The organism is Aquitalea sp. (assembly GCF_030150775.1).
In the GTDB taxonomy this organism is placed as follows: domain Bacteria; phylum Pseudomonadota; class Gammaproteobacteria; order Burkholderiales; family Chromobacteriaceae; genus Aquitalea; species Aquitalea denitrificans.
Window position 1 is genome coordinate 1 of sequence record NZ_JASLFG010000036.1, and the last position, 22,903, is coordinate 22,903.

The 22,903-nt window shown below is 61.5% G+C and carries 21 protein-coding genes; 6 read left to right on the forward strand and 15 right to left on the reverse strand.

Going from position 1 to position 22,903, the window contains the following annotated elements; all coding sequences use genetic code 11:
- The 8 genes from QVF59_RS12030 to edd all read right to left on the reverse strand — a co-directional run.
- Positions 1-387 (reverse strand): ABC transporter ATP-binding protein (locus tag QVF59_RS12030; RefSeq protein ID WP_287880164.1); only part of this gene is annotated, 387 nt, incomplete at its 3' end.
- Positions 388-400: 13 nt separating this feature from the next.
- On the reverse strand, positions 401-1,258 hold the full coding sequence (locus QVF59_RS12035; RefSeq protein WP_287880166.1) for a carbohydrate ABC transporter permease: 858 nt from the start codon (positions 1,256-1,258) through the stop codon (positions 401-403).
- Positions 1,251-2,153: a carbohydrate ABC transporter permease gene (locus tag QVF59_RS12040; protein WP_287880169.1), complete on the reverse strand. Its 903-nt coding sequence runs from the start codon at positions 2,151-2,153 to the stop codon at positions 1,251-1,253. The genes QVF59_RS12035 and QVF59_RS12040 overlap by 8 nt, the downstream gene beginning before the upstream one ends.
- Before the next feature lie 203 nt (positions 2,154-2,356).
- Positions 2,357-3,601 (reverse strand): ABC transporter substrate-binding protein, encoded by a 1,245-nt coding sequence (locus QVF59_RS12045; RefSeq protein ID WP_159880326.1) that lies wholly within the window; start codon positions 3,599-3,601, stop codon positions 2,357-2,359.
- Positions 3,602-3,861: 260 nt separating this feature from the next.
- Entirely contained in the window at positions 3,862-5,298 is a 1,437-nt protein-coding gene (locus tag QVF59_RS12050; protein WP_287880172.1) for a sensor histidine kinase, read from the reverse strand.
- Positions 5,291-5,986 (reverse strand): response regulator transcription factor, encoded by a 696-nt coding sequence (locus QVF59_RS12055; RefSeq protein WP_287880174.1) that lies wholly within the window; start codon positions 5,984-5,986, stop codon positions 5,291-5,293. The genes QVF59_RS12050 and QVF59_RS12055 overlap by 8 nt, the downstream gene beginning before the upstream one ends.
- Before the next feature lie 125 nt (positions 5,987-6,111).
- Positions 6,112-6,735: a bifunctional 4-hydroxy-2-oxoglutarate aldolase/2-dehydro-3-deoxy-phosphogluconate aldolase gene (locus QVF59_RS12060; protein ID WP_089082976.1), complete on the reverse strand. Its 624-nt coding sequence runs from the start codon at positions 6,733-6,735 to the stop codon at positions 6,112-6,114.
- A 1-nt stretch (position 6,736) separates the two neighbouring features.
- Positions 6,737-8,572 carry a phosphogluconate dehydratase gene (edd, locus tag QVF59_RS12065; RefSeq protein WP_287880177.1) on the reverse strand — a complete coding sequence of 612 codons (1,836 nt, stop codon included), beginning with the start codon at positions 8,570-8,572 and terminating at the stop codon, positions 6,737-6,739.
- 249 nt (positions 8,573-8,821) lie between these two features.
- Between edd and zwf the strand changes: the two genes are divergently transcribed.
- The 5 genes from zwf to pgi all read left to right on the forward strand — a co-directional run bounded on the left by zwf (position 8,822) and on the right by pgi (position 14,578).
- The gene (zwf, locus tag QVF59_RS12070; protein WP_159880316.1) at positions 8,822-10,300 is read left to right on the forward strand and encodes a glucose-6-phosphate dehydrogenase; all 1,479 of its coding nucleotides are present in this window, start codon (positions 8,822-8,824) and stop codon (positions 10,298-10,300) included.
- 132 nt (positions 10,301-10,432) lie between these two features.
- The gene (gene pgl, locus QVF59_RS12075) at positions 10,433-11,110 is read left to right on the forward strand and encodes a 6-phosphogluconolactonase (protein ID WP_287880180.1); all 678 of its coding nucleotides are present in this window, start codon (positions 10,433-10,435) and stop codon (positions 11,108-11,110) included.
- Positions 11,091-12,068 (forward strand): glucokinase, encoded by a 978-nt coding sequence (locus QVF59_RS12080; protein WP_287880183.1) that lies wholly within the window; start codon positions 11,091-11,093, stop codon positions 12,066-12,068. Before pgl ends, QVF59_RS12080 begins: the two co-directional genes overlap by 20 nt.
- Positions 12,069-12,071: 3 nt before the next feature.
- Positions 12,072-12,923 carry a transcriptional regulator HexR gene (gene hexR, locus QVF59_RS12085; protein WP_159880310.1) on the forward strand — a complete coding sequence of 284 codons (852 nt, stop codon included), beginning with the start codon at positions 12,072-12,074 and terminating at the stop codon, positions 12,921-12,923.
- 5 nt (positions 12,924-12,928) lie between these two features.
- Positions 12,929-14,578 carry a glucose-6-phosphate isomerase gene (pgi, locus tag QVF59_RS12090; RefSeq protein ID WP_287880185.1) on the forward strand — a complete coding sequence of 550 codons (1,650 nt, stop codon included), beginning with the start codon at positions 12,929-12,931 and terminating at the stop codon, positions 14,576-14,578.
- 233 nt (positions 14,579-14,811) lie between these two features.
- Here pgi and QVF59_RS12095 read toward each other — a convergent pair whose 3' ends face one another.
- From QVF59_RS12095 to QVF59_RS12105, 3 genes are all read right to left on the reverse strand, one after another.
- The gene (locus QVF59_RS12095) at positions 14,812-15,561 is read right to left on the reverse strand and encodes an outer membrane protein OmpK (protein WP_287880187.1); all 750 of its coding nucleotides are present in this window, start codon (positions 15,559-15,561) and stop codon (positions 14,812-14,814) included.
- A 177-nt stretch (positions 15,562-15,738) separates the two neighbouring features.
- On the reverse strand, positions 15,739-16,074 hold the full coding sequence (locus QVF59_RS12100; RefSeq protein ID WP_287880189.1) for an MGMT family protein: 336 nt from the start codon (positions 16,072-16,074) through the stop codon (positions 15,739-15,741).
- A complete protein-coding gene (locus QVF59_RS12105) occupies positions 16,074-16,724 on the reverse strand; it encodes an MBL fold metallo-hydrolase (RefSeq protein WP_287880452.1) in 651 nt (216 codons plus the stop codon). Before QVF59_RS12105 ends, QVF59_RS12100 begins: the two co-directional genes overlap by 1 nt.
- A 123-nt stretch (positions 16,725-16,847) precedes the next feature.
- Between QVF59_RS12105 and QVF59_RS12110 the strand changes: the two genes are divergently transcribed.
- On the forward strand, positions 16,848-17,669 hold the full coding sequence (locus tag QVF59_RS12110; protein WP_287880191.1) for a class I SAM-dependent methyltransferase: 822 nt from the start codon (positions 16,848-16,850) through the stop codon (positions 17,667-17,669).
- On the opposite strand, the gene QVF59_RS12115 is transcribed toward QVF59_RS12110, so the two are convergent.
- The 4 genes from QVF59_RS12115 to QVF59_RS12130 all read right to left on the reverse strand — a co-directional run bounded on the left by QVF59_RS12115 (position 17,663) and on the right by QVF59_RS12130 (position 22,849).
- Entirely contained in the window at positions 17,663-17,989 is a 327-nt protein-coding gene (locus tag QVF59_RS12115) for a GIY-YIG nuclease family protein (RefSeq protein WP_287880193.1), read from the reverse strand. The two genes, QVF59_RS12110 and QVF59_RS12115, sit on opposite strands and share 7 nt — an antisense overlap.
- A complete protein-coding gene (locus QVF59_RS12120) occupies positions 17,976-19,562 on the reverse strand; it encodes a TerC family protein (RefSeq protein WP_159880300.1) in 1,587 nt (528 codons plus the stop codon). Before QVF59_RS12120 ends, QVF59_RS12115 begins: the two co-directional genes overlap by 14 nt.
- A 120-nt stretch (positions 19,563-19,682) precedes the next feature.
- The gene (gene ccsB, locus QVF59_RS12125) at positions 19,683-20,825 is read right to left on the reverse strand and encodes a c-type cytochrome biogenesis protein CcsB (RefSeq protein ID WP_287880195.1); all 1,143 of its coding nucleotides are present in this window, start codon (positions 20,823-20,825) and stop codon (positions 19,683-19,685) included.
- Complete coding sequence (locus QVF59_RS12130) at positions 20,825-22,849, reverse strand: cytochrome c biogenesis protein ResB (RefSeq protein ID WP_287880196.1); 2,025 nt, start codon at positions 22,847-22,849, stop codon at positions 20,825-20,827. The genes ccsB and QVF59_RS12130 overlap by 1 nt, the downstream gene beginning before the upstream one ends.
- Between the last annotated feature and the right edge of the window lie 54 nt (positions 22,850-22,903).

Here is a 22,903-nt window from a genome sequence, read left to right on the forward strand (position 1 = left end):
GTCCAGCAGGTGGCCCATTTGCAGGGTGTCCGCCACGCGCGCCACGATCTTGTCCTGTTCCGCCTGCGGCACCTTGCGGATGCCCAGGCCGAACGAAATGTTTTCACGCACCGTCATGGTCGGATACAGCGCATACGACTGGAACACCATCGCGATGTCGCGCTCTTTCGGCGGCACCTTGTTGACCACCCGTTCGCCGATCGCGATTTCACCGTGCGTCACCGATTCCAGGCCCGCGATCATGTTCAGCAGGGTGGACTTGCCGCAGCCGGAACCGCCCACCAGGATCAGGAACTGGCCATCCTCGATGTCGAGGTCGATGCCCTTGAGGATTTCCGCGCCGTTGGGATAGACCTTGCGCACATTACGGATCGATAAGCTTGCCATGTTTGTCTCCTGTTTAACCTTTGACGGCGCCGGCGGTCAGGCCGCGCACGAAGTATTTACCCGCGACCATGTAGATCACCAGGGTCGGCAAGGCGGCAATGATGGCCGCCGCCATGTTGACGTTGTATTCGGTCACGCCGGTCGATGTGTTGACCAGGTTGTTCAGCGCCACCGTGATCGGTTGCGCATCGGCGCCGCCGAACACCACGCCGAACAGGAAGTCGTTCCAGATCTGCGTGAACTGCCAGATCACGCACACCATGAAGATGGGGCCGGAAATGGGCAGCAGGATGCGGAAAAAGATGGTCCAGAAACCGGCGCCGTCAATGCGCGCGGCCTTTACCAGCTCGTCCGGGATGGTGACGAAGAAGTTGCGGAAGAACAGCGTGGTGAAGGCCAGGCCGTAAATCACGTGTACCAGCACCAGCCCGCTGGTGGTATTGGCAATGCCCAGCTCGCCCAGCAGGCGCGCCATCGGCAGCAGCACCACCTGGAAGGGAATGAAGCAGCCCACCAGCAGCAGGGTGAACAGCACGTCCGAACCACGGAAGCGCCACATCGACACCACATAGCCGTTGACCGCGCCGATCAGGGTGGAAATCAGCACCGAGGGCACCGCCATCTTCACCGAGTTCCAGAAAAAGCCCTTCATGCCGCCACATTCCACCCCGGTGCAGGCGCTGGACCAGGCCTTGCTCCAGGCATCCAGGGTGATGGATTGCGGCAGGGCAATCAGGTTGCCGCCACGGATGTCGTCCAGGGTTTTCACCGAGGTGGACAGCATCACGTACAAGGGCAGCAGGTAGTAAATGGCCATCAGCACCAGTGCGGCATACAGCACGATGCGGCCGGGAGTCAGGTGTTTAGCCACGTTTGGCGCTCCTTGTTTCCATATACATCAGCGGCACCAGTACGGCGACAATGGTCATCAGCATCATCATGGCCGAGGCTGCCCCCAGGCCCAGTTGGCCACGGGTAAAGGCAAACTGGTACATGAAGATGGCCGGTACGTCGGATGCCGTGCCGGGGCCGCCGCCGGTCAGCGCCATCACCAGGTCGAAGCTCTTGATGGCGATGTGCGACAGGATCAGCAGCACGCTGAAAAACACCGGGCGCAGGCTGGGGATGATGATGCGCCAGTAGATCACCGGCAGGCTGGCACCATCCACCTGGGCGGCCTTGATGATGGAGTCGTCGATGCCGCGCAAACCGGCCAGGAACAGCGCCATCACGAAACCCGACGACTGCCACACCCCGGCAATCACCACGGTGTAAATGGCCTTGTCCGGGTCCACCAGCCAGTCGAAGGTGAAGTCAGGAAAGCCCCAGTCATTGATGACCTTCTGCAGGCCCATGTCGGGGTTGAGCATCCATTTCCAGGCGGTGCCGGTAACGATGAAGGACAGCGCCATCGGGTACAGGTAAATGGTACGCAGCGTGCCTTCGGCGCGGATTTTCTGATCCAGCAGCACGGCGAGGAACAGGCCGACGGCCAGCGTGCAGCCGATGAACAGGCCGCCGAAAATGCCCAGATTGGCCACGGCAGTCCACCAGCGGTCATTCTCGAACAGCGCCTGGTACTGGATCAGGCCGGCCAGGTCCATCTGCGGCAGCAGGCGTGACTCGGTCAGCGACAGCCAGCCGGTCCAGGCAATGAAGCCGTAGACGAACACCAGGCTGATCAGCAAGGTGGGCGACAGCACCAGCTTGGGCAACCAGCGGTCTGCCAGCGCCGACAGGCTGGCGTGTGATTGGGATGAGGACATGAATCAATCCTTGCATGCAGCCGTGGCGTGCTGGCGCAGGCGCGCAGCAGGCCGCGTCCCGACCGTGGTCACGGTGCGGAAGGGCAGACGACGTACATGTTTTGCTTCGGTGTGGGACAGACAGCTACCGGGCCGGCTTGGCTGGCAGCTGTCCACGGCATAGCGCGCCCGGGCAGCAGGCCCGGGGCCATATTGCTGCTTGCTTAATGCACCTTGCCAGCCTTGGCCAGACGCTCGGTGGCGGTTTTCGGGCTCATGGAGGAGTTCATGAACTGCGAAATCACGTCATCCATTGCGCCTTCGGTGGCAGACGGCATGGCCATCTTGTGGGCGAAGCTGGGCACCAGGCCGCCGCTCTTGGAGGCAGCGGTCAGGTCGGCCTTGGACTTCTTGGCGCAATCGTCAAACTTGTCCATCGGCGTATCCAGACGGGCCGGGATGGAACCCTTGTTCAGGTTGAACACTTCCTGGAAGTTCTTGCTCATCACGGTTTCGGCCAGATCAGCCTGCGCCTTCTGCGCAGCGGCGTCCTTCTGCTTGAACATGGCCAGGCTGTCGATGTTGAAGGTGAAGCTGCCAGCAGTGCCCGGTGCGGCTACGCACAGGAAGTCCTTGCCCGGCTTCTTGCCGGCGGCGGTGAATTCGCCCTTGGCCCAGTCGCCCATGAACTGCATACCGGCCTTGCCGTTGATTACCATGGCGGTGGCCAGGTTCCAGTCACGGCCTGCTGCGCCCTTGTCGATATAGGTTTTCACCTTTTGCAGGGTTTCAAACACCTTCAGCGTGGTGGGGCCGGCCAGGGTGGCCTGGTCCAGCTGTACGAAAGCCTTCTTATAGTAGGCCGGGCCACCTACGCCGAGCGCCACCGATTCAAACAGGGTGGCGTCCTGCCACGGCTGGCCACCGTGGGCAATCGGCTGGATGCCGGCTTTTTGCAGCTTGTCGGCGGCTTCGAAGAATTCCGGCCAGGTGGTCGGCACCTTGGCACCGGCCTTCTTGAAGGCGTCAGGGTTCACCCACAGCCAGTTCACGCGATGCACGTTCACCGGAGCGGCCACGTACTGGCCCTTGTATTTCATCACCTGGCTGACCACCGGCGGCAGCTGCTTGTCCCAGCCTTCGGCCTTGGCCACGGCATCGATATTGGCCAGCACGCCTTCGGCACCCCATTCCTGGATGGCCGGACCCTTGATCTGGGCGGCGGTCGGCGGGTTGCCGGATACCACGCGGGTTTTCAACGCAGTCATGGCATTGTCGCCACCACCACCGGCCACGGCGAAGTCTTTCCAGTTATCGCCCTTGGCGGTCATCATTTTTTTGAGTTCGGCCACGGATTTGGCCTCGCCACCGGAAGTCCACCAGTGCAGCACTTCCACTTCACCGGCAAATACCGTGGCCGGCAGCAGGGTGGCGGCCAGCAGGGCGGCGCTCAGTTGCTTGCGTTTCATTCTCTTGTCTCCATCTTGTAGCGTTGCATTTCGGTTTTTATGTTTCATCCCTTTGTGGCCGGAGAATGGCCGGATATGGGATGTGCAAGAACTATAGCGGCAGATTGTAAGTTTTGTGTAAGGTTTGATCGGAATTGCTGTAAGAAAATGACAAAAACCAGATGCAATGCATCATGACATTTGGAATTTATCAAGTCTGACAAGGCACTGCGCTGGTGCTGCTATGCAGCAAAGTGGTGCAGCGTAGTGTGTCAACTACACTACTTATCTGATTTTTCCGTGCTGTTTTCTGGTTTGAACAACAGGCTGGCGCACAGGCCATGGGGGATGTTGTCGCTCAGTTCCACCCGGGTGTGATGGCGGCGGGCGATCTCCTGTACGATGGCCAGCCCCAGCCCGCAGCCCTTGCCGCCCGGCTGGTGGTTGACCCGGTAAAAGCGTTGGAACACTTTGTCGCGCTCGGCAGCGGCAATGCCGGGGCCGTTATCGCGCACCGCCAGGCGTAGCTGCTTGTGCTGGCGATGCAGCTCTACGGTAATTTCCCCGCCGGCCGGGGTGTACTGGATGGCATTGTCTAGCAGATTGGCCAGCAGCTCGCGCAGCAGACCGGCATGGCCCAGCACCGGCATCTTCTCGTCGCCACTGTCCAGGCCCAGATCCAGTCCGCGGGCTAGCGCTCGCGGCACGGCTTCGGCGGTGACTTCGCGGGTGAGCTGGTTGAGGTCCAGCAGGCTGCGTTGCAGGCCGGTTTCCGGTTCGGCACGGGCCAGCGCCAGCAGCTGATTAACCAGATGGATGGAGCGCGCCACGCTGGTTTCCACTTGCTCCAGCTGGCGGCAGGCACGCGGAATGTCAGGTGTGTGGCCTTGCAGTTCGGCCTTGACCAGTTCGGTCTGTGATTTCAGCCCGGCCAACGGGGTACGCAACTGGTGGGCGGCATCGCCGATAAAACGCCGCTGCTGTTCGACCTGACGATTGACCTCTTCCAGCAGGCTGTTGATGGCGGCGGTGAGGGTGCGTACTTCTGCCGGGGCATTGTTGACTTCGATAGGCGCCATATCGCGTGGCGAGCGGTTTTCCACCACCCGGCGCAGGCGGCGCAGTGGCGACAGGCCACGGCTGATGCCGGCCCATACCAGCAGGCTGGTCAGCAGCATCAGCCCCAGCAGTGGCAGGCCCATGTCCAGCAGGATCTTGCGGGTGAGTTCGGCACTCAGGGCGCGGCTTTTGGCCACTTGCACCAGCATCAGTTGCGGTTGTTCCGGCGTGCCGGCCAGCAGGTACAGGGCCGCCACCCGCACATCCTGGCCCTTCATGCTGGCGTTGTAGAAATAGCTGTTGCCCGCCTTGGCCACCAGCTCATGCGGTGGCGGTGGCATGGTCGGTTCGCCCAGCAGGAAGGCGGAAGGCGGCGAGCTGACCATGTAATACACCCGGTCGCTGGGGTCTTCTTCCAGGATTTCCCGCGCGGCACGGGGGAAGTCGACATAAAAGCCGTTGCCGAAAGGCTTTACCTGCCGTGCCAGCGCGCGCGATGTCTGCGCCAGGGTCTGGTCGATGACCTCATTGGTGTAGCGCACCGCCATGGCATGCGCCAGCATGGCGGCGGCCAGCCACAATACAAGCTGCGGCAGCAGCAACCACAGCAGCAACTGGCGGCGCAGTGACAGCTGGCGTGGACGGGAGGTTTCAGCCATCGGCAGCCTGCATCAGCAGATAGCCAAGGCCACGTACTGCGCGGATACCTACGCCGCTGCCATCCAGCTTCTTGCGCAGGCGGTGCACATACACTTCCACTGCATTGCTGCCGATTTCCTCGCCCTGACCGGAGAGTTCGCTGGAAATCTGCTCCTTGGTCAGTACTTTCTCTGCCTGGCTCATCAGGATGAACAGCAGTTCCAGTTCGCGGGCGGACAGGTCCAGCGGCTGCGTTCCTGCCCAGGCGCGCTGGGCGCTGCGATCCAGCCGCAAGGGGCCAAAGTGCAATTCTTCCCGTTGCAGCTCGTCGCGTTGCGGGTCGATGGCGCGATGACGGCGCAGCAGGGCGCGGATACGGGCTTCCAGCTCGGGGAATTCAAACGGCTTGACCAGATAATCATCAGCACCGGCATCCAGCCCGGCCACCCGGTCCTCCATGCTGTCCAGTGCGGTCAGCAGCAGAATGGGCAGGGCAGGCCGGTGTACGCGGACATTGCGCAACACTTTCAGCCCGTCCTGACCGGGCAGGCCGATATCCAGGATCACCGCATCAAAGTGCTCGGCCAGCAATAGCTGTTGTGCAGCCAAGCCATCGTCACAGTGGCTGACGGCAAAACCCAGCTGGCCCAAGCGGGTGAGCAGGGCATCGGCCAGTACGGCATCATCTTCGGCCAGAAACAGTTTCATGAGTGGGGATGGGCGGGAATGAAGGCTTGATGGTAGTGCAGATTAGCCGGGCTGTGCCATCACCCTGCAGTGTGCGGCGCAGCAAAAAGCCCGCACATGGCGGGCTTTGACGGAGTGGGGTGGGTTTACTGCGCCAGCGCGCTGGCTTGCTTGGCCAGTTCGGTAATGCGGGCCCAGTCGCGGTTGGCAATCGCGTCTTCCGGGGTCAGCCAGCTGCCGCCAACGGCCAGGACATTTTGCAGGGCCAGGTAGTCCTTGGCCTTGGCCAGATCAATGCCGCCGGTGGGGCAGAAACGCAGGTCCGGCAGCGGGCCTGCCAGCGATTTGAGCAGCTTGATGCCACCCACGGCTTCGGCCGGGAACAGCTTGAGGATGTCAAAGCCTTCGTCCTGGGCACGCATGGCTTCCGAGGCGGTGGCCACGCCAGGCAGCAGGGTGAGGTTGGCATTGCGCGCAGCGGAGGCCAGCTCCGGGGTCAGGCCGGGGCTGACGCCAAACTGGGCGCCAGCGTCCAGCGCAGCTTCCAGCTGGGCGCGGTTGCGCAGCGTACCGGCGCCGACAATGGCACCGGGTACTTCGTCGCGCATGCGGCGCATGGCAGCCAGGGCCGCCTTGGTGCGCAGGGTGACTTCCAGCACACGGATGCCACCATCCACCAGCGCACGCGCCAGGTCTACCGCCACAGCGGCGTCATTTACCACGATGACCGGTACTACCGGTCCCTGGCGCAACAGGGTCAAAGCGTCCATATCAGTTTCTCCACAGCGGGTGATGGAAGCTCATGGCACCAGCTTCCGCGGCGTCGGCGGATTCGCGGAATACCGCAAACAGTTCACGTCCCACGCCAAATTGATTGTGTGCAAGGTCGGCGCTGGCCTGCTCGCGCGCCGCCCATTCTGCTGCTGGCACTTTTACTTCCAGCGTGCCGGCCACAGCGTCCAGTCTCACGATGTCGCCAGCGCGAACCTTGCCGATACTACCGCCCAAGACCGCTTCCGGCGAGACGTGGATGGCAGCCGGCACTTTGCCCGACGCACCGGACATGCGGCCATCGGTCACCAGTGCCACGGCAAAGCCGCGTTCCTGCAGGATGGACAATGCCGGGGTCAGCTTGTGCAGTTCCGGCATGCCGTTGGCGCGCGGGCCCTGGAAGCGGATCACGGCGACAAAGTCGCGTTCCAGCTCGCCGCGCTTGAACGCCGCCAGCATGTCGTTCTGATCGTCGAACACCAGAGCAGGTGCTTCTACAATGCGGTGTTCCGGCTTGACGGCGGATACCTTGATCACGGCACGGCCCAGATTGCCAGCCACCACGCGCAGGCCACCATCCGGGCTGAACGGATCGGCCACGGTGCGCAGCACGCTGTCGTCGCCGCTCACCGCCGGTGCCGGACGCCACTTGAGCGTGCCATTGTCCAGCCATGGCTCATTGGCATAGGCTGACAGGCCGTGGCCGACGATGGTGTCCACGTCTTCGTGCAGCAGGCCAGCAGAGAGCAGCTCGCGAATGACAAAGCCCATGCCGCCAGCGGCGTGGAAGTGGTTTACGTCGGCCTTGCCATTGGGGTAAACGCGGGTCAGCGACGGGATGATGGCCGACAGTTCGTCAAAGTCGTCCCAGTTGATGTCGATGCCGGCAGCACGGGCAATGGCTACCAGATGCAGGGTGTGGTTGGTGGAGCCGCCGGTGGCCAGCAGGCCGACAATGGCGTTGACGATGGATTTTTCATCAATCATGCGGCCAACCGGGGTGAAGTTGTCCCCCTGGGCGGCAATGTGGGCAGCCTGACGGGCGGCGGCACGGGTCAGTGCCTCGCGCAGCGGTGTGCCCGGATTGACGAAAGCGGTGCCCGGCAGATGCAGGCCCATGATTTCCATCATCATCTGGTTGGAGTTGGCGGTGCCGTAGAAGGTACAGGTGCCCGGACCGTGGTAGGACTGGCACTCGGAATCCAGCAGCACATCCCGTCCCACCTTGCCTTCGGCGAACAACTGGCGCACCTTCGCCTTGTCGTCGTTGGCAATGCCGGTGGTCATCGGGCCGGCCGGCACAAATACCGCGGGCAGATGGCCAAAGGTCAGCGCACCAATCATCAGGCCGGGAACAATCTTGTCACACACGCCCAGATACAGGCTGGCGTCGAACATCTGGTGCGACAGGGCCACGGCGGTGCTCATGGCAATCACGTCACGCGAGAACAAGGACAGCTCCATGCCCGGCTGGCCTTGGGTCACGCCGTCGCACATGGCGGGCACGCCGCCGGCAAACTGGGCGGTGGCACCGGCCTTGAGCGCTTCTTCCTTGATCCAGGCCGGGTAGGCTTCCAGCGGCTGGTGGGCGGACAACATGTCGTTGTAGGCGGAGACGATGGCCAGATTGGGGCGGTGGGCTTCTTTCAGATGAATCTTGATATTGTCCGGCATCGCCGCAAAGGCGTGGGCCTGATTGGTGCAGGACAGCTGGGCGCGTTCCACCTTGCCCTGCTGGGCTGCGGCATGAAGGTGATCCAGATAAGCTGCGCGGCGTGCGCGGCTGCGATCTATGATGCGCTGGGTAACGGTGTGTAGTACCGGGTGCAGGGCCATGGCAATTCCCGTGATGAATATGGGTAAATGGTAGTTTTACTACACTTAAATTGCAAGAATTCAGCTGCTGGCTGATAGTGCCGTATTGGGGGTGATTGGCATGAAAGTCACTCCAGTAAAGGGTTTTATAGTTTTATACTCGATTGGGTAGGTGTTGCTTTCTGCGGATTGTCCTGGCTGCACGCATGGACATGACCAAATCGGGTGGTAATATAACTACATTGCAAATGCACAAGACGGAAGATCACTATGGATAACCGTAGCACGCCCACCCCGGCCTTCGATATGGTGCTGTTCGGCGGCACCGGCGATCTGGTAATGCGCAAGCTGTTGCCTTCCCTGTATCAGGCCCATGCCGCCAGCCTGCTCAACCAGCAAGGCCGCCTGCTGGCGCTGGGTCGCAAGGCGATGAGCCGCGACGATTACCTGGCACTGGTGGAAAAAAGCGCCCGCCAGCATATCAAGGAACATTTCGATGCGGCGGCGTGGGAATCCTTCCGTAGCCGCATTGATTACCTGCAGGTGGATGCCGGCGAGGCCGCCCACTACCCGGCCCTGGCCGAAGCGGTGGGCCAGCATCCGGAACGGGTGGTGGTCTGTTATCTGGCCACCGCGCCCAATCTGTTTGCCGGCATTTGCGAAAATCTGGCCGCCGTTGGCCTTAACCGCCCCAATGTGCGCGTGGTGTTGGAAAAGCCGCTGGGTATCGATCTGGATTCGTCCAACGAAATCAACGATGCCGTGGCCCACTTTTTCAAGGAAGAACAGCTGTACCGTATCGACCACTACCTGGGCAAGGAGTCGGTGCAGAACCTGATGGCCATCCGCTTTGCCAATGCCCTGTTCGAACCGCTGTGGCGGCGCGAGTGGATTCACGATGTACAGATCACCATTGCCGAAGACCTGGGTGTCGGCACCCGTGGCGATTTCTACGATGGCACCGGCGCGCTGCGCGACATGGTGCAGAACCACCTGCTGCAACTGCTGTGTATCGTCGCCATGGAGCCGCCGGCCAATATGGAAGCCGATGCGGTGCGTGACGAAAAACTCAAGGTGCTGAAGGCACTGCGCCCGTTCAGCGAGCAGGATGTGGCCAACAAGACCGTGCGCGGCCAGTACAAGGCCGGTGCGGTGGCCGGTCAGCCGGTGGTGGGTTATCTGCAGGAGCAAGGCATTCCGGCCGACAGCCAGACCGAAACCTTTGTTGCCCTCAAGGCGGAAATCGACAACTGGCGCTGGGCGGGCGTGCCCTTCTTCCTGCGTACCGGCAAGCGCATGCAGGAGCGGCTGGCGGAAATCGTCATCAACTTCCGCGACGTGCCGCACCAGTTGTTCTCCGGCCCGCTCAGCGGCAGCCATACCGCCAACCGGCTGGTAATCCAGCTGCAGCCGGAAGAAAGCATCCGCCTGTACTTCCTGGCCAAGGAGCCGGGCGACACCATGCGCCTGCAACCGGCCTATCTGGATCTGGACTTCTACAAGGCCTTCAAGGTGCGCCGTGCCGATGCCTACGAGCGCCTGCTGCTGGATGTGATCCGCGGCAAGCTGGCGCTGTTCATGCGCCGTGACGAGCTGGTGGAAGCCTGGCGCTGGGTGATGCCCATCATGGAATGCTGGCAGAACAGCAGCAACACCCCGCCCAAGCAATATACCGCAGGCACCTGGGGCCCGGCGGCTTCCAGCGCCCTGCTCAGCCGCGACGGCATCAGCTGGCACGAAGAAAGCTGACCGACCTGACCCGTCCGGGCCGCCGCACTGGCCTGCCCGGGCAGGACAATTCATAACAAGCCGGCCAGCAAGAGCGGCAATCACCCGGTGTCATGGATATCAGGGGCCGGGTGCAAGGTGAGGATGACATGCATGCAATGGTTTGAATTTCCCGATGCACCGGCCAGCGCCGCCGCCCTGGCCGCTACCGTGGCACAACGCTTGTCGGCCGCTCTGGCGCGCGATGGTCGCGCCGTGCTGGCTGTTTCCGGTGGCAAATCGCCGGTTCCCTTCTTTCACGCGCTGCGCAGCCAGCCGCTGGACTGGTCGCGCGTGCTGATCACCTTGGTGGACGAACGCTTTGTCCCGGCAGATCACCCGGACAGCAATGCCGCGCTGGTACGCGAACATCTGTTGCAGGATGCCGCCGCCGCAGCCCGTTTCCTGCCGCTGGTGGGCGCTGCAAGTGATGAGGTGGCCGAACTGGCTGCCGCCAACGCTGCCTATCTGCGTCCCACCGTTGCCGTGCTGGGCATGGGTGAGGACGGCCATACCGCTTCGCTATTTCCCGGTGCTGCGGCGCTGGCGGAGGGGCTGGACATGGCCCGCAGCCTGCCCTTGCTCGCCGTACAGCCGCTCACCGCGCCGCACCTGCGCTTCAGCATGAGCAAGGCCGCCTTGCTCGCGTGTGACAGCCTGATCCTGTCGATTCAGAGGGCGGGCAAACGCCAGGTGTTCGATCAGGCTGCACAAGGCATCAACGACAGCCTGCCCATCAGCCATTTCCTGTTGCAGACGGAGTGCCCCATTGATGTCTACTGGACTGCCTAATACCTGGCCGCGGCTGCTGGCCGATATCGGCGGCACCAATGCCCGCTTTGCACTGGAAACCGCCCCCGGCGTGCTGGAAGACATCATCGTGCTGCCCTGTGCCAGCCATCCCACGCTGGAAGCGGCCATGCGCAGCTATCTGGCCGAGGTGGACACCCGCGCGGTGGCCCATGCCGCCATCGGCATTGCCAATCCGGTGACCGGCGACTGGGTGCAGATGACTAACCATCACTGGGCCTTTTCCATCGAAGCCACCCGACAGGCGCTGGAGCTGACTTCGCTGATTGTCATCAACGATTTCACCGCGCTGGCCTTGTCGCTGCCGCACTTGCCGCGTAATGAGCTGGTACAGGTGGGCGGCGGTGAAGCGATCAGTGGCAGCCCGCTGGCGCTGATTGGCCCCGGCACCGGCCTGGGCGTGTCTGCGCTGATGCCTTACCCCGGCGGCGTGATGCCGCTGGCTGGCGAAGGCGGCCACGTCAGCTTTGCCCCGTTTGATGAGCGTGAAGCCGCCATCTGGCGTTATGCGCGTGATCGTCACGGCCATGTATCGGCCGAGCGCCTGCTGTCCGGCCCCGGCCTGGTGCTGATTTACCATGCGCTGGCGGCACTGGCTGGCGAGCCCGAGCAGGACCTGTCCGCCGCCGACATCACCGAGCGTGGCCTGGCCGGCAGCTGTCCGCGCTGCCGCGAAACGCTGGACGCCTTCTGCGCCATGCTGGGTACGGCGGCGGCCAATCTGGCGCTGACGCTCGGCGCCCGTGGCGGGGTATACCTTGGCGGTGGTATCGTTCCACGTTTGATCGACTACTTCAAAACGTCGCCATTCCGCCCGCGCTTCGAAGACAAGGGCCGTTTTTCCGCTTATCTGGCGGGGATTCCGGTGTTTGTCATCAACAGCCGTTACCCTGCGCTGATCGGCGCGTCGGCAGCGCTGGCGGCGCATCTGGAGCACTGACCCATGCTGGAAAGAATCAAGTCTCAGCTAGAAGCCCTGTCTTCGGCCGAACGCAAGGTGGCCGAACTGGTGCTGGCTCAGCCCTACACCATGATGCAGGCCGCAGTGGCGGATATCGCCCGCAATGCCGGCGTCAGCCAGCCCACGGTGATTCGCTTCTGCCGCTCCATGGGCTGCTCCGGCCTGCCCGATTTCAAGCTGAAACTGGCCGGCAGCCTGGTCACCGGCGTGCCTTATGTGCACTCCAGCGTCCGGCCGGAAGACCCCACCTCGGAAATCGTGGCCAAGGTGTTCGACAACACCGTCACCGCCCTGCTCAAAAGCCGTAACGACGTCAATCCGCAGGCCATCGAAGCGGCCATCGAGGCCATTTCCCGTGCGCGCCGGGTAGAATTTTACGGTCTGGGCAATTCCGGCATCACCGCCGCCGATGCCCAGCACAAGTTCTTCCGCTTCGGCATTTCCACCGTGGCTTATGCCGATACCCACATCCAGATGATGGCGGCTTCGGTGCTGAATGCCGACGACGTGCTGGTGGCCATTTCCAGCTCCGGCCGCTCGCGCGAGCTGCTGGATGCCGTGGAAGAAGCCACCGCTTCCGGTGCCACCGTGGTGGCCATCACCGCCAGTGGTTCACCGCTGGCACGCGCCGCCACCATCGCCCTGATGGCGGACACCCAGGAGGACAACGAAACTTACAGCCCGATGATTTCCCGCATCATCCATCTGGTGCTCATCGATGTGCTGGCCGTGGGCGTGGCCTTGCGCCGTGGCCCCGGCGTGATCGGACAACTAGAAAAAACCAAGCACAGTCTCAAAGCAAAGAGACTGGCTGAACGGACAGAAGAGGATTAATCATCATGAGCGAACTGACCCAGCACCCCGCCTGGCAAACCCTGTGGGACCACTTTGCCGATGCCAAGCAGCTGCACATGCGCGAGCTGTTCCAGAACGACCCGGAGCGGGCCGAACGCTATGGCCTGGAGGTGGGCGGGCTGTTCCTCGATTACTCCAAGAACCGCATTACCGACGAAACCCTGAAGGGCCTGATGCAGCTGGCGCGTGAAGCCGGGCTGCTGGAACGCATCAAGGCCATGTTCAAGGGCGAAAAGATCAACAGCACGGAAAACCGCGCTGTGCTCCATGTGGCGCTGCGCAACCGCACCAACTCGCCCATTTTCGTTGATGGCGAAGACGTGATGCCCAAGGTGAATTCCGTGCTGGAACGGATGGGCAAGTTTGCCCACGCCGTGCGCTCCGGCGAGTGGCTGGGTTATACCAACCAGCCCATCACCGACATCGTCAACATCGGCATTGGCGGCTCGGACCTGGGCCCGCTGATGGTGTGCAGTGCGCTGCGCCCGTTTGGTCACCCGCGCATGAACATGCACTTTGTTTCCAATGTGGACGGTGCCCAGCTGAAGGAAACCCTGAAGAAGGTGCACTCGGAAACCACCCTGTTTGTGGTGGAATCCAAAACCTTCACCACCCAGGAAACCCTGACCAATGCACTGACCGCGCGTGACTGGTTCCTGCAGCGTGCGCGTGACGAAAAAGCGGTGGCCAAGCACTTTGTCGCCGTGTCCACCAACCAGAAGGCGGTGGCCGATTTCGGTATCGACCCGTCCAACATGTTCGAATTCTGGGACTGGGTGGGTGGCCGCTACAGCCTGTGGTCGGCCATCGGCCTGCCCATCATGCTGTATCTGGGTGAAGAAAACTTCACCGAGCTGCTCAACGGTGCCCACATCATGGACCAGCATTTCCGCAATGCGCCGTTCGAGCAGAACATGCCGGTGCTGCTGGCGATGATCGGTATCTGGTACATCAACTATTTTGGTGGCGGCAGCCATGTGATTGCGCCGTACGACCAGTACCTGCACCGCCTGCCGGCCTTCATCCAGCAGCTGGACATGGAGTCCAACGGCAAGCAGACCCAGCTCAACGGCAATCCGGTCAATTTCGAAACCGCGCCCATCATCTGGGGTGAAACCGGTATCAACGGCCAGCATGCCTTCTTCCAGCTCCTGCACCAGGGCACCCATATTTCGCCGATCGACCTGATTGCCTCGCTGGAAAGCCGTGGCAGCCTGCCCGGTCACCATGAAATCCTGCTGGCCAATGTGTTTGCCCAGGCCGAGGCCTTCATGCGCGGCAAGACCGCCGAGGAAGTACGGGAAGAACTGGCCGCACAAGGCATGAAGGGCGAGGCGCTGGAAGCACTGGTGCCGCACAAGGTGTTTGCCGGCAACCGTCCCACCAATACCTTGCTGATGAGCTTCCTCGACCCGCGCAACCTGGGTTCGCTGATTGCGCTGTATGAGCACAAGATCTTTGTGCAAGGCGTAATCTGGGGCATCAACAGCTTCGACCAGTGGGGGGTGGAACTGGGCAAGCAACTGGCCAAGACCATCCACGGCGAGCTGACCGGCAAGCTGAAATCGGCGGAGCACGACAGCTCCACCCGCCGCCTGATCCAGTTGTACCGTCAGGCCAACAAGAGCAAGTAAGCCCGATTTACATCAAACCCCTCTCTCGCTTTCCGTAAGGAAAGCGAGGCTCCCTTTCAGGGAAAGGGCGGGGGGATAGGGAATAGACGGGAAGGCTGCGGAATCAGTCTTTTAGTCGAAAGGCCCGGCTTTGCCGGGACCTGTGCCATCGCACCAAATTACATAGTCAGCAGCCTGGCGCCTCCCTTGCGGAGGCGTTTTGCATGATACGGGCCGTCGGGATCGACAGTTGATCAGAAGTTATACTTGGCGCTGTAGATCACGGCGTTCTGGTACTCGGACGAGCCCAGCTTCTGGTCGGCATAGCGGTATTGCACGCCGGTGGTGAAACGCTTGTTCACATTCCACCACAGGGCGATGGCACCGTTTTCGCCGGTGTTGTGCTTGTAGTTGGCCACGAATTGCTGCTTGCGAGCGAATTCGGTTTCATGCCACTGGGTCACCAGGAAGGACTGACCAAAGGCGCTGAACGGGTACAGCAGCACATAGCCGGCCATCCAGCCGTTGTAGCCGGAACCGATGCCGAAGGAGTCCAGCTCGTTGTGTGCGCCAATGAAGGGCTTGATGGTCAGGTTGCCGTATTTCAGCTCGGTGCTCAGGCCCAGCACGCGGTTCTGGCTGAAGAAGTTGTTGCCACGGGTGTCGTAAACGTGTGCGTACAGTTGTACCGGTACGTTGCCGACCTGGGTCAGGTTGAAGCGGCCAATGGCCTTGGTGGTGTAGCGGCGGTCGTAGCCGTTCAGGCCGTCGCCACTCTTGCCCGGGTTTTCCAGGTCGAAGAAGCCGTAGACATCACCCCAGTTGCCACCCATGCCGCCTTCGGCTTCCAGGTAGCCAAAGTCTTTCTTGCCGCTTTGTTCGGTGGTGCGGGACGACCAGTCGAGGTAGTTGGCACTGACATTGGCAAAAGACCAGTTGTCGGCATGCGCCAGGGTGGAGCCGCTGATCAGGGACAGGGCCAGCAGCAGTTTGCGAGCTTTCATTTTTTCCGCCTAAGTGAACTTTTTTTATGTAAAACCCGCAGGGCAGACCATACGGGGCGCGCAGGGTAGCGCACAAGTCTCTACATTGAAAAGTTTCAGTTCAAGCGACGTAACATTTCAGCAACATTATGAAAACGGGCTGTATTGCTGTTGGACAATATGCAGCAACTGTCGCCATCAGCGGACATTGGCTGGCAAGTAGGCGCTATCCGGCCAGCCATAGCGCAGCAGGCTGATGCTGCCGCTGGCGGAAAAATCGACGCCCTCTTGTTCCAGCAGCACGCGCTGCCAGTCGGCCTGCTCGCTGCCGGGGCGGGACAGGCGGCCGGCACTGTTCACCACCCGGTGCCAGGGCAGGCCGTGGCCGTCCGGCAGGCTGCCCAGTAATTTGCCGACATGACGGGCGTGCCGTGGAAAGCCAGCCTCCGCCGCCAGCACGCCGTAGCTGCTGACCCGGCCGGGCGGTATCTGCCGCACCAGCGCCAGCACCGCCAGTTCGAAGGCGGGCGACATCAGCGGAAGCGGGCGTCCGCCACGAAGGGATTGTGGCGCTTTTCGTCGCCAATGGTGGTGAGCGGGCCGTGGCCGGGAATCACCACGGTGTCGTCCGGCAACAGGAACAGCTTTTGCTGGATGGCATCGATCAGCTGCTGGTGATTACCCATCGGGAAGTCTGTCCGGCCGATGGAACCCTGGAACAATACGTCACCGGCCACCAGCACGCCGGCGGCGGCGCTGTAGAACACCACATGGCCTGGCGTGTGGCCCGGGCAGTGGATTACCTGCAGCGTTTCCTGGCCGATGCTGACCGTATCGCCCTCGTTCAGCCAGCGCTCCGGGGTGAGGGCCGGGCTGGAGGGAAAGCCGAACATGCGGCCCTGATTGGGCAGCTGGTCCAGCCAGAAACTTTCGCTCTGTTCCGGGCCTTCAATCTGCACGCCCAGCTGGGCGGCCAGCTCGCCGGCACCACCGGCATGGTCGATATGGCCGTGGGTCAGCAGCAGCTTGGTGACGGTCAGGCCCTTTTGTTCGATCCAGGCACGGATGCGGGCAATATCGCCTCCAGCATCGACAATGGCCGCTTCACGGCTGACATCGCACCACAGCACGCTGCAGTTCTGGGCAAAGGGGGTAACCGGAATCAGGTGATACTGCAGGGCCATGGCGATGCTCGGTGCAATTGGGATGGCAAATTGTGGCATGGTCGGCCGCTGCGGCCAAGCTTGTCGGGGCTGGGCGGCTGAAACTGGTAAAATCGCGCCATTCCCGCTTTACCGGAGGCCATGATGAGCCTGATTCCCGAAATCAAACCGCAGCAGTCGCTGGAGTTGCTCAAAGAACTGCATATTCTCACCCGCGACGGCAAGATCAACCAGGACACCCGCCGCAAGCTCAAGCAGGTGTATCACCTGTACCAGTTCATCGAGCCCTTGATGCAGGACGTGCTGCAAAGCAAGGGGGACGTCAGCCTGGCCGACCACGGCGCGGGTAAGTCCTACCTGGGCTTCATCCTGTACGACCTGTTTCTCAAGGACAAGGAGGCCGGTCGGGTGTTCGGCATTGAAACCCGGCCAGAGCTGGTCAGCCGCTCGGAAGAGCTGGCCGAACGTTTGGGCTTTGACCGCATGGGTTTTCTCAACCTGACGGTGGAGCAGTCCATCACCTCCGAGCAGTTGCCGGCCCAGGTGGACATCATTACCGCCTTGCACGCCTGCAACACCGCCACCGACGACGCCATCCGCTTTGCACTGGCCAAGGACGCCAAGTACATCGTGCTGGTGCCCTGCTGTCAGGCCGAGGTGGCCGCCGTACTGCGGCAGAAGAAAAACGAGACCTTCGGCAAGACGCCACTATCCGAGCTGTGGCGTCACCCCATCCACACCCGCGAATTCGGCAGCCAGCTGACCAATGTGCTGCGTTGCCTGCAGCTGGAGGCGCGTGGTTACCAGTTGACGGTGACCGAGCTGGTGGGCTGGGAACATTCGATGAAGAACGAACTGATCATTGCCAAAAAAACCGGCAAGGGCAAACAGAGTGCGCGTGAACGGCAGGAAGCCATTCTGCATGAGCTGAACCTGGACGAGCTGCGCGAACGCTTTGTTTATTGATTGGTGTCGGTCAGGGCGGCGCGTGCCGTCAGCCAGCCGCTCAGGTCGCCGCCTGCCACCAGCTGGCGCTTGGCGGCGGCCGACAGGCGCTTGAAGGCGTATTCGGCTTTCAGCGCCTGCGACTTGTCGGCAAAGGGGTGAATCAGCGCAATGCGCTGCGGCGGGTTGATGCGGGTATAGCGCGCTCCCTTACCCGCCAGATGCGCAGCATAGCGCCGCGCCACGTCATTGCTGATGCCGGTGTACAGCGCGCCGTCACGGCACTCCAGCACATACAGATGCCACTGGCCGGAGGGGCTGGTGGTGTCAGCCTTGCTCATCATCCAGCTTGGGCAGCGGGCGGATGCTGACCCGCTCGGTACGGTTGCCTTTTTGCTCGGTCACCACAATGTCCCAGCCCGCTTCGCGGATGCTGTCGCCCTGGCATGGGATGCGCTCCAGCCGGTGCATCAGCAGGCCGGCTACAGTGTGGAAATCCTCGTCCTCGTAATTGCCCAGTTCGATGTACTGCTCCAGCGTCACCAGTTCGGTGCTGCCTTCCACATCCAGACTGCCATCCTCGCCTTGTACCAGCGCCGGCTGCTCGTGGCGCTCGTGTTCTTCCGGGAAGTCGCCGGCAATGGCTTCCATCAGGTCTTTCTGGGTGACGATGCCTTCCAGGCTGCCGAATTCATTCACCACAAAGGCCATGTCGGCGGCCTGTTGGCGGAAGGCTTCCATGGCTTTGAGCACCGTCATGCCTTCCGGCAGCACCAGCGGCTGGCGCAGCGCGGCCATCACGTCCAGCGTCTGGCCATCCAGCAACTGGGCCAGCAGGTCCTTGCGTGCCACGATGCCCAGCGGCTCGTCGATACGGCCGGCACCCACCACCAGCAAGCGGGAGTAGGGGCTGTCACGCAATACCTTGCGTTGCTTGTCGGCGTCCTGGCTGATGTCCAGGCGGTGGATGTCGGAACGCGGGGTGGCAATCACCCGGATCGGGCGTTCTGCCAGTGTCAGCACGCTGTGGATCATCGCCCGTTCGTTGTGGGCAAAAGCTTCTTCCGCATCCTCATGCGGGCCTTCCTCGTGTTCCTGCTCGTTATGGCTGCCGTGTTGCAGCGGCGCATTGCCCAGCAGGCGCAGCACGGTGTCGGCGGTACGGGAGCGGAAGGTGTTGCGGCTGTTCAGATAGCGCTGGTGATTGACATTGGCCACCTGGTTAAACACTTCAATCAGCACCGAGAAACCGATGGCAGCGTACAGATAGCCCTTGGGAATATGGAAGCCGAAGCCGTCGGCAATCAGGCTGAAGCCGATCATCAGCAAGAAGCCCAGGCACAGCATCACTACGGTGGGGTGGGCATTGACGAAGCGGGTCAGCGGTTTGCTGGCCATGATCATCATGCTCATGGCAATCACCACTGCCAGCATCATGATGCCCAGGTGTTCGGACATGCCGATGGCGGTGACGACGGAATCGATGGAGAACACCGCATCCAGTACCAGGATCTGCACGACAACCGTGGCAAAGGCGGCGTAGGCCTTCTGGCCATTGCCCTCGCTGTGTTCCACCCCCTCCAGCCGCTCGTGCAGCTCCATGGTGGCCTTGAACAGCAGGAACAGGCCGCCGCCCAGCATGATGAGGTCGCGGCCGGAAAAGCTCTGGCCCAGTACGGAAAACAGTGGTTCGGTGAGTTTTACCAGCCAACTGATGCCGGCCAGCATGAACAGGCGCATGATCAGCGCCAGCGACAGGCCCAGCACCCGGGCGCGGTCGCGCTGATGTGGCGGAAGTTTTTCGGCCAGGATGGCCACAAAAATCAGGTTGTCGACGCCGAGCACTACCTCCAGCACAATCAGGGTGAGGAGGCCGAGCAGGGCATAAGGGTCAGACAGCCAGGATAAATCCATGATGTAAAAACGGGGTCCTTGAAAAGAAACAGTCAACACAATAACAAACCACGGCCATCTTGTCCGTGGTGCAGGCAAAGCAAAGCCCCGGCGATGCTGCAGGCCGGGGCTGGGGGAGGATTACAGGCCGCCGTAGGAGTGCAGGCCGGTCAGATACATGTTCACCCCGAGGAAGGCGAAGGTGGTGACCAGCAGGCCGATCACCGCCCACCAGGCCAGCGGTTCGCCGCGCCAGCCCTTCACCAGACGGATATGCAACCAGGCGGCGTAGTTCAGCCACACGATCAGCGCCCAGGTTTCCTTCGGGTCCCAGCTCCAGTAGCCACCCCAGGCATCTGCCGCCCACATCGCCCCCAGAATGGTGGCAATGGTAAAGAACAGAAAGCCGATGGAAATGGCCTTGTACATCATTTCGTCCAGCACTTCCGCGCTGGGCAGGCGGTCTTTCAGCAAGCCCTTGAGCACCAGCAGCTCGGCCACGCCCAGCATGGCCGACATGGCAAACGCACCATAACCGACAAAGTTTGCAGGAACATGAATCTTCATCCACCACGATTGCAAGGCCGGAATCAGCGGCTGGATTTCATGCGCCTGGCGATCAAAGCTGTACCACAGGATGAAGCCGACTGCGGCAGAGATCACCAGCAGCACGAAAGCACCGGCCTGACGCGTGGCAAAGCGGGCTTCGTAGTACAGATACATCAGGGCGGTGATCAGCGAAAACAGGATGAAGACTTCGTACAGGTTGGATACAGGAATATGGCCGACATCACTGCCGATCAGATAGCTTTCGTACCAGCGCACGAACAGGCCGGCCGCTCCCATCACCGCTGCCGCCCAGGTCAGACCGCTGCCCATACGCGCGAGCATGGCCGAGCGGCTGACAAGCCCGGCCCAGTACACCAGGGTGGCCAGGAAGAACAGTGTGCACATCCACATGATGGCGGACTGGCTGGATAGCAGGAACTTCAGCCAGAACGCGGTCTGGCCACGCGCCAGCTGGCCGTGGTACAGGCTGATGCCAATCAGGGCCACACCGGCGGACAGCGGGAAGAACCAGCGCCAGGCTTTCCAGAACCAGCCAAGTGCCACCAGGCCGATGGCGGAGCCAGCCAGAATGGCCTGTTCATAGCCGTCCATGAAGGGGTTGTACAGCCGCCAGGCCTGAGCGGCCGCCACCAGGATCAGCACGGCGTATAGCCAGTCTGCGGTTTTCAGGCGCTTGTACAGCGGTTGTTCGACAAAGGATTGAGCCAGTTCCATCACTTACCTCGTACCAACTGTTGAATTGCCTCGCTGTGGCGACGGAAGTCCGCATCCAGGTCACGCTTGTGCCGGTTGGAACTCATTGCCACCCTGACGCTGCCGGGTGCGCAGCGTATCCACAGGCGGATTTCCCGGATATAGAACATCAGCACGATGCCGATTACCAGCATCAGCGAGCCAAGATACACCAGGTTTTTGCCCGGTGAGCGGGTTAGTTGCAAGCCGGAAGCCTGCACCTGATCAAAGCCCTGCAGCTGCAGGAACACCGGTGCGTTGTAATCATGCAGCGCGCTGATACCCACCAGGCTGTCCAGCAAGAAGCGGTAACGCTTGCCGTCCATGGCTACCGGCTTGAGCCCGGCCTTGGTATCGGCGACATCCATCACGTCAACCACTGCACCCTGCAGGATTTTCACATAGGTCTGGGCCACGGCCTGGCGCTTGTCCTGCGGTACTTTTTCATCCAGAAACTGCTCCAGGGCCACAAAGCCACCCTGGGCAAAGCGGCCCAGAATCCATTTCACGCTATTGGCAAACTGCTGCTGCATGGCCGGACTGATGGCCGAGCCCTGCATGGCCTTGGCAGTAGTGCGCTTGGCGATTTCATCATAGAGCGCCGGATTCATGAATGCTGTGCGCAGTCGCATGAAACTGTCCAGCGACATGCTGTCGTCCAGTGGCAGGCGCAGGTACTGGAAGGGGTCCGATACCTTGCTGCGCACACCGGCTACCAGGTAGCTGGCACCATCTTGCTGAATCGGTGCCATGTAATGGTGGAACTCCACCGCCTGACCCTGTTTGTCACGCAGCTTGAAGGTAACGGACGGGCCGATGTTCTTCAGCTGTTTCTCGTGTTTCACCTCGCGTGCATCCTGCATGCGCTGGGACAGGCTCTTGTCGCCGCCATCGGTATTCTTGCCGCCCATGTTCTCGATATTGAACACCCGCAGCTCGCCGAATTCCAAGCTGTAGTCCTTGCCATTGGCACGCAGAGGCTGGCCGGCCATGGAAATGCCCTTGATGGTTACCGGTGTCATTTGCGGGGCATCCAGGTTCCATGCCTTGAAGCTCAGCGGAGAACCGCCATCGCCAAAGCTGGCCTGGTAGATGGCCACACCGTCCACGATCAGCGGATGGTTCACCTTCACCTGGGCTTCGGTCACCTTGCCTGTGGCCTTGTCGGTGACGGCAATGTCACTGGCAAACAGCTTGGGCATGCCATTGCTGTAGTAGTCGACATAGAACTTCTTCAGGGTCACGGTAAAGGGCAGGTCCTGCACCAGATAGCCGTTGCCGGAGTTCAGGAAGATCACGTCACCGCTCTTGCCCTCGGCGATGGTGACATTGCCGCGGAAAGACAGGTTGGAAGTAGAAAGGCGGCTTTGGGGCGGGATCTGGCTTTGCGGGATGTCGCGGGTTTCCGGCACCACGCTGCCCACCATTTCTGCCAGCTTCAGCGGCAGGTTGCCATCCATCAGGCCGCCGATACAAATCACCACCAGCGCGATGTGGGCGAAGAAGTAGCCCAGCTTGCTGGCGGCACCCTTCTTGGCGGCCAGCACCAGGCTGCCGTCTGCGCGCAGGTGTTCGCGCCAGCGCCAGCCCTGGGCGCGCAGGTAGGCGCGCAGGTAGGCGGGGTCGCTGCCGGCGGCGTCGATTTCAACACTGTGCTTCATCGCTGCCAGCGAGTTGTCCGACGCCTTTTCGCGATAGGCCTTCATGTCCTTGATGAAGCCCGGGCCATTGCGCACGATGCACAAGGTGGTGGACAGCACCAGGAAGGCCAGAATGGTCAGGAACCAGCCGGAGTGGTAGACATCGTACAGGCCCAGCTGTTCGAACACGGCAAACCAGTACTGGCCGAATTCGAAGGCGTAGTTGGGGTAGGGTTCATTTTGCTTGAGTACGGTGCCGATGATCGAGGCAATGGCCAGAATGGTCAGCAGACCAATGGCAAAGCGCATGGAACTGAACAGCTCGTACAGCTTGTAAACAGCGGTGTGGCGGGAGTTTTTAGTCATCTTGGTGCCGAACACAAAAAGGGAAGCCTGTTATGGCTTCCCTTTTGAACAAGG